Annotated in this window: 6 protein-coding genes and 1 pseudogene; 3 read left to right on the top strand and 4 right to left on the bottom strand. The window is 46.5% G+C overall.

Annotation, left to right across the window (positions count from 1 at the left end):
• From A3756_RS14395 to metG, 4 genes and pseudogenes are all read right to left on the bottom strand, one after another.
• A pseudogene (locus A3756_RS14395) lies at window positions 1–365 on the bottom strand (electron transport complex subunit RsxC); the annotation flags it as partial.
• Window positions 362–952 (bottom strand): electron transport complex subunit RsxB, encoded by a 591-nt coding sequence (gene rsxB, locus A3756_RS14390; RefSeq protein WP_068512026.1) that lies wholly within the window; start codon window positions 950–952, stop codon window positions 362–364. The gene rsxB and the pseudogene A3756_RS14395, both read right to left, overlap by 4 nt.
• Window positions 953–1,534, bottom strand: a complete 582-nt coding sequence (gene rsxA / locus A3756_RS14385; protein ID WP_068512022.1) for an electron transport complex subunit RsxA — start codon at window positions 1,532–1,534, stop codon at window positions 953–955.
• A gap of 56 nt (window positions 1,535–1,590) precedes the next feature.
• Complete coding sequence (gene metG / locus A3756_RS14380; RefSeq protein ID WP_156490485.1) at window positions 1,591–3,633, bottom strand: methionine--tRNA ligase; 2,043 nt, start codon at window positions 3,631–3,633, stop codon at window positions 1,591–1,593.
• 266 nt (window positions 3,634–3,899) lie between these two features.
• Between metG and apbC the strand changes: the two genes are divergently transcribed.
• The 3 genes from apbC to A3756_RS14365 all read left to right on the top strand — a co-directional run.
• Window positions 3,900–4,997 carry an iron-sulfur cluster carrier protein ApbC gene (gene apbC, locus A3756_RS14375; RefSeq protein ID WP_068553740.1) on the top strand — a complete coding sequence of 366 codons (1,098 nt, stop codon included), beginning with the start codon at window positions 3,900–3,902 and terminating at the stop codon, window positions 4,995–4,997.
• Between the two features lie 58 nt (window positions 4,998–5,055).
• Window positions 5,056–6,096, top strand: a complete 1,041-nt coding sequence (cobT, locus tag A3756_RS14370) for a nicotinate-nucleotide--dimethylbenzimidazole phosphoribosyltransferase (protein ID WP_068553739.1) — start codon at window positions 5,056–5,058, stop codon at window positions 6,094–6,096.
• A gap of 42 nt (window positions 6,097–6,138) precedes the next feature.
• On the top strand, window positions 6,139–6,580 hold a 442-nt coding region (locus A3756_RS14365; protein ID WP_197481317.1), incomplete at its 3' end, for an adenosylcobinamide-GDP ribazoletransferase.

Genomic DNA, 6,580 nt, shown 5'->3' with positions numbered 1-6,580 from the left:
TGGCCGTCTGTCTTCAAGGTAATACATAAATCTGAATTACCAGAAGGGTGCGCCACAACTTGCTCAGCAATACTTTCTACCACACCTGAGCTGGGTGCATGCAAGCCGACACTGATATAACCGTCTGCTTCAGCCAATAACTGGCCTTTTTTTACTTGTTGACCCACTTCAACCAAGACCTTGGAGGCTTGACCAATATGTTGCTGTAAAGGTAAAACAAGTAGTGGCGGAATGCCCGCCTCAGTAATCGCTGTCTCGCTCGATAGCGACTTCATTTCCGCCGGGTGAATACCACCATGAAAGTCTGATAAGGAACGTCCACTCGTGGCAATGATCTGTGTATTGTTCTGTGTCATGGCACTCATACAGACTGCACCTCCACAGGCTGAGACTTATCCGTAGCAATAATATGTACAGGCTTGGGTAAGTCCCAATGCCATGCTGATAGCCCCTTATCTACTGGCACCATATCGATACAATCTACCGGGCAAGGCTCTACACACAAATCACACCCAGTACATTCAGATTCAATAACTGTATGCATGTGCTTAGCCGCCCCTAAAATCGCATCGATAGGACACGCCTGGATACACTTAGTGCAGCCTATGCACTCATCTTCACGAATTACTGCGACCTGCTTGGCTTTTTCTTCACCGTGCTCAGCATCCAAGGCCATCGGTTCAACGTCTAATAAATCGGCCAGGGCCTGAATAGTCGCTTCGCCACCGGGAGGACATTTGTTGATATCTTCGCCCGCAGCAATACCCTCAGCATAAGGTCGGCAACCTGGGTGACCACATTGGCCACATTGAGTCTGAGGTAATAAACCGTCGATCTGATCAACGATTGGGTTGCCATCAACTTTAAACCTGACGGAAGCAAAACCCAGTAATGCGCCAAAAACAACAGCTAGCGCTAATAGCGCGACAATGGCGGTAATAACAATACTCATCTAGATATTCACCAAACCAGTAAAGCCCATAAAAGCGAGAGACATCAGCCCCGCCGTGATCATACCAATAGCTGAACCTTTAAAAGGCGTTGGCACATCAGCCACAGCAATACGTTCTCGCATTGCTGAAAATAGGATGAGCACTAAGGAAAAACCAAGCGCGGCACCAAAGCCATACATAATCGACTCAACAAAGCCGTTCTGCTTTTTAATGTTTAACAGCGCCACACCCAATACTGCACAGTTAGTGGTAATCAGCGGCAGAAAGATCCCAAGTACTCGATAGAGTAAGGGGCTGGTTTTACGAACAACCATCTCGGTAAACTGCACGACCACAGCAATCACCAAAATAAAGGTAATGGTCTGCAAGTACTCCAAACCTAGCGGCTGTAATAAGTAGGTAAAGGCCAAATAACTGCATACTGAAGACAGAGTCAGGACGAAGGTTGTCGCCAAGGACATCCCCATCGCTGTTTCCAGCTTGTTGGATACCCCCATAAACGGGCATAACCCCAGAAACTGAACCAGTACAAAGTTATTCACCAGAATCGTACTGACAAGAATTAGCAAATATTCAGTCATTCATTTCTCTCTAAAATTGAGACCCGTTATTATCCTTTTTAGTGCCACAAACCCAACTACATGATTCTCATGCCTGGCTGTGCACCGGAATGAGGCTCAAGCAACCAGATATCTTTGCCACCAGGGCCTGCAGCCAATACCATGCCTTCCGACATACCAAACTTCATCTTACGAGGTTTAAGGTTCGCTACCATAACCGTTAGCTTGCCAATCAAATCTTCTGGCTGATAAGCCGACTTGATACCAGAGAATACTTGCTTTTGCTCTGTTCCCAAATCCAAAGTAAGTTTCAGTAGCTTTTTAGCCCCTTCAACATGCTCTGCGTTCTTAATCAATGCAACGCGTAAATCCACTTTGGCAAAATCATCAAACTCAATTTCTGGCGCAATTGCCTCACCACCAGGCAAATCACTTTCTTCAACTGGCTTCTCTTCTTTCTTTCCTAGCTGCATTTCTGCCGCCGCAGCTTCTTTAGAAGCTTCAACCATCTTATTGACCTTATCCATTTCGACACGCGTCATCATCGGCTTAAACTTGTTGATTTGATGATCTAACAATAGCTCGGTACGCGCATCCCAGTTCAATTCAATGTTTAAGAAGCCTTGCGCCTTTTCAGTCATACCCGGTAGCACTGGCGCTAAATAGGTCATCAGCTGGCGGAACATATTGATACCATTGGAGCAAATTTGCTGTAGCTCAGCTTCTTTGCCTTCTTCCTTGGCAATCACCCAAGGTGCCTTTTCATCGATATACTGATTTGCCAGGTCAGCAAGCTCCATAATCTTACGAATCGCCTTACCAAACTCTCGACCTTCGTAGAAAGCTGCAATCTCGTCACCTGCATAGATAAACTTCTGAAGCAGCTCGGTTTCTTCACAACTCGCTGCTAACTTGCCATCAAAACGCTTAGTAATAAAACCGGCACAACGGCTGGCAATATTCACAACCTTACCGACCAAGTCAGAATTAACACGTTGCGCAAAATCTTCCAGATTCAAGTCCAGATCATCGACCGCATTAGTCAATTTGGCCGCAAAGTAATAACGCAGGTATTCAGGGTTTAGGTGCTCTAAATAAGTACGCGCTTTAATAAATGTGCCTCGTGACTTGGACATCTTCTTACCATTTACGGTAACGAAGCCATGAGCATGCACCGCATTCGGTGTACGATAACCCGCGCAGCTCAGCATTGCTGGCCAAAATAAAGCATGGAAATTAACGATATCTTTACCGATAAAATGATAAAGCTCGGTATCTGAACCTGCCTTCCAATATTCGTCGAAGTCCAAACCCTCTGTCTTATCACACAAATTTTTGAAACTCGCCATATAACCGATCGGCGCATCCAGCCATACGTAGAAGAATTTACCTGGCTGATTTGGAATCTCGAAACCGAAGTAAGGCGCATCGCGGCTGATATCCCATTCTTGCAGACCTGAATCCAACCACTCCGCTAGCTTGTTAGCAATTTGTGGCTGTAAGGCACCACTACGCGTCCACTCTTTAAGGAAGTCGGAAAAATCAGGTAATTTGAAAAAGAAGTGTTCAGATTCTTTTTCAATCGGTGTCGCACCGGAGATTACTGACTTAGGGTCAATCAGCTCCATCGGCATATAGGTCGCTGCACAGACTTCGCAGTTATCACCGTACTGATCTTCTGCCTTACATTTAGGGCAAGTACCTTTTACGTAGCGATCAGCGAGAAATAGATTCTTCTCAGGGTCAAAAGCCTGGGTAATGCTACGCGTGGCAATCTTGCCGTTAGCGGCACACGCCTCGTAGATAGAAGAAGAAAGAGCTTTATTTTCTTCGGAGTGGGTGGAGTGATAGTTATCAAAATGAATCTGGAAATCAGCAAAGTCCTGCTGATGCTCCGCTTTTGTTTTATCTATCAGCTGCTCTGGCGTGATGCCTTCCTTCTCGGCACGCAGCATAATGGCTGTACCGTGTGCATCATCTGCACAAACATAGGTACATTGCTCACCACGTGATTTCTGGAAACGAGTCCAGATATCGGTCTGAATATATTCCAACAAATGACCCAGGTGAATCGGGCCGTTAGCGTAAGGAAGGGCACTGGTTACCAGAATTTTTCGCACTGAATTCTCTTCTCTTGTAGATAAACAATTGCCCACGTAAGTTGGAAATAAGAACTCACTGGACAATCAAAACAATTCGGGAGTAAAAACCGCGCTATCATACCTATCTATTGGACATTTTTCATCCTGATATCGTGGTAAAGTTTGTTTCCAAACCAGGACGCTTAAGATTATATCCTCAAGAGACAGAAATTAGCCCTGCCCTTTCGTGCTATTTATTCTTTATAATGCGCCTTTCTTTCAAGAACCTTAGCAATGGTAGCAACATGTCATCAGTTAATCAGCGCGAGCTAGAAGATGCGATTAAAGGCTTTAATGACCCTTATCTAAACAAAGATTTGTTTTCCTTGGAGGCCATCAAGTCCCTTACTTACGACAATAAGCAAGTAAAGCTCGATATTGAAATGCCTTACGCCTGCAAAGGTACTTTAGGCGCAATGCAGCAGATACTTACGAGCAACCTGGAGTTTGTTGATGGCGTCGAAAGTGTCGATATATCTGTCTCTTTCAAAATAAAGGCGCATAAAGCGCAAGGCCAGGTTCCTGCTTTCGAACGCGTCAAAAACGTCATTGTGGTAGCGTCTGGCAAAGGTGGTGTTGGTAAAAGCACCAGTTCAGTTAACCTGGCACTGGCACTCGCTCAAGAGGGCGCAACTGTTGGTATTCTTGATGCTGATATTTACGGCCCAAGCGTAGGTATGATGCTGGGCATTCCAGAAGGCCAACGCCCTGAAACTGAAGAAGAAAAGTTCTTTGTGCCTATCGAGGCTCATGGCATACAGGCAATGTCGATGGCCTTTCTTGTAGATAATAACACCCCCATGGTTTGGCGCGGCCCCAAAGTTAGCGGTGCTTTGATGCAACTAGCCACGCAAAGCCTATGGAATAACCTGGACTACCTGATTATCGATATGCCACCAGGCACGGGTGACATCCAACTCACCTTGGCGCAGAAAATCCCTGTAACCGGCTCCGTTATTGTCACCACACCTCAAGATATTGCCTTGCTTGACTGCAAAAAAGGCATCGAGATGTTCCGTAAAGTAGACATTGACGTACTAGGTGTAATCGAGAATATGAGCACTCATATTTGTAGCGAATGCGGCCACCATGAACCCTTGTTTGGTGAAGGTGGCGGTGCACGTATCGCACAGGCTTATCAGACCGAAGTACTTGGGGAGATGCCTTTACACAAAACCATTCGTGAACAAACCGATGCAGGCCAACCAACCGTTGTGGCAGAGCCTGATAGCGAAGTGTCTCACTTATATAGAGATATAGCGCGCAAGGTTTCGGCAGCAATTTCGCAGAAAGCACTCGACCCAAAACGAGCCTTCCCGAATATTGTTGTTAGCCGGGGCTAATCACCAAGAAACAGCAACTAAGACAATAGACACTTAATTTTATATCAGGATACCTCCTATGCAATGGCTTAATGACGCTGCTCAAGCAATTAATCTGGAAGCCCAAACAGCGGCAAGTACTCGTCAGGGGCAACTAACCAAGCCACCCGGTTCATTAGGCCAGCTGGAATCGCTAGCAATCAAATTTGCTGGCTTACAAGGCAAGGAAGTACCCACTATAGACAAGATCATGATCCGTATTTTTGCTGCAGACCACGGTGTTGTTGATGAAGGTGTTTCGGCCTTCCCTCAAATCGTGACAGGTGAGATGGTAAAAAACTTTGCCGCTGGCGGTGCCGCGATTACCGTATTAGCTCGCCAATTGAATGCTGATTTCGGCGTAATTAACCTAGGCACAGTCAATGAACTCGCTCCCTTAGATAGCGTGACTGACCAGCGTATTACTGCCGGCACCGCGAACTTCTGCCAGCAAAGCGCGATGAGCGAGGAACAACTAAGCCAAGCACTAGAAGCCGGGGCTCAATCAGCATCACAAGCAAAAGAGTTGGGTATCGAGCTGTTTATTGGTGGTGAGATGGGCATAGGTAATACCACCAGCGCTTCCGCTTTAACAGCAGGCTTGACTGACTTACCTGTGGAGCAGCTCATCGGAAGAGGAACGGGTATTGATGACGAAGGTATCCAGCGAAAGCTCAAGGCTGTACAACAAGGCTTAGACCTTCACAAAACCAGTGATACGACAGCAAGCGAACTATTGGCCAAGCTTGGCGGCTTTGAAATTGCCGGACTGGTTGGCGCCTATATTCGCTGCGCTCAACTGGGTATTAGCGTTTTGGTAGACGGTTTTATCAGCTCGGCAGCAGCCTTAGTAGCAACGCGAATTAACCCCTCTATTCGTCCCTGGTTGTTTTTCTCTCACTGTTCAGAAGAAGCCGGTCATAAACACCTATTGCAAACACTTGAAGCCGAACCCTTGCTGAGTCTAGGTATGCGGCTGGGCGAAGCTAGTGGTGCCGCCGTCGCTGCGCCCCTCTTACAGTCTGCCTGTCTGCTTCATGCCCAAATGGCAACCTTTGATCAGGCTGGCGTCAGTCAGTAATTTGAGCTGCCATAATCGCCTGCTACACACGGAGCATTTTTTGTGAGCCAACGAGAAACACCCGCTGCTAATCAAATTAAAGCGGCGATCATTGCCCTTCAATTCTTGAGTGCAATCCCTGTTGGCCAGCAATCTGCTCCGACTGAGAAAGAGATAGGCGCATCACTCAGCTGGTATCCACTTGTTGGTCTATTGCTGGGTATAATCTTGTGCTCAGCATCATTACTTTTGAGCTTTGTTTTTCCAACACTTCTAAGTGCGGCTCTAATCTTAACGCTATGGGTAGTGCTTACCGGCGCTCTACATCTCGACGGTTTTGCCGACAGTGCTGATGCCTGGATGGGTGGGCTTGGCTCAAAAGAAAGAACTCTGCGACTTCTGAAAGATCCAACATCTGGCCCAATTGCTATTGCAGCGACTGTTTTATTAATGCTTTTGAAGCTCTTAACTATTGAGCTAATCATCAATCAGGATATTTGGCTGC

It is taken from the genome of Oleiphilus sp. HI0086 (assembly GCF_001635225.1).
Note: the sequence above shows the minus strand (reverse complement) of the source record. Positions and strands in the feature narration are given on the sequence as shown.

Excerpts from the sequence above, each read along its gene's own strand:
- rsxA (WP_068512022.1), bottom strand. The coding sequence starts at position 1,534 with ATGACTGAATATTTGCTAATTCTTGTCAGTACGATTCTGGTGAATAAC.
- apbC (WP_068553740.1), top strand. The coding sequence starts at position 3,900 with ATGTCATCAGTTAATCAGCGCGAGCTAGAAGATGCGATTAAAGGCTTT.
- rsxB (WP_068512026.1), bottom strand. The coding sequence starts at position 952 with ATGAGTATTGTTATTACCGCCATTGTCGCGCTATTAGCGCTAGCTGTT.
- cobT (WP_068553739.1), top strand. The coding sequence starts at position 5,056 with ATGCAATGGCTTAATGACGCTGCTCAAGCAATTAATCTGGAAGCCCAA.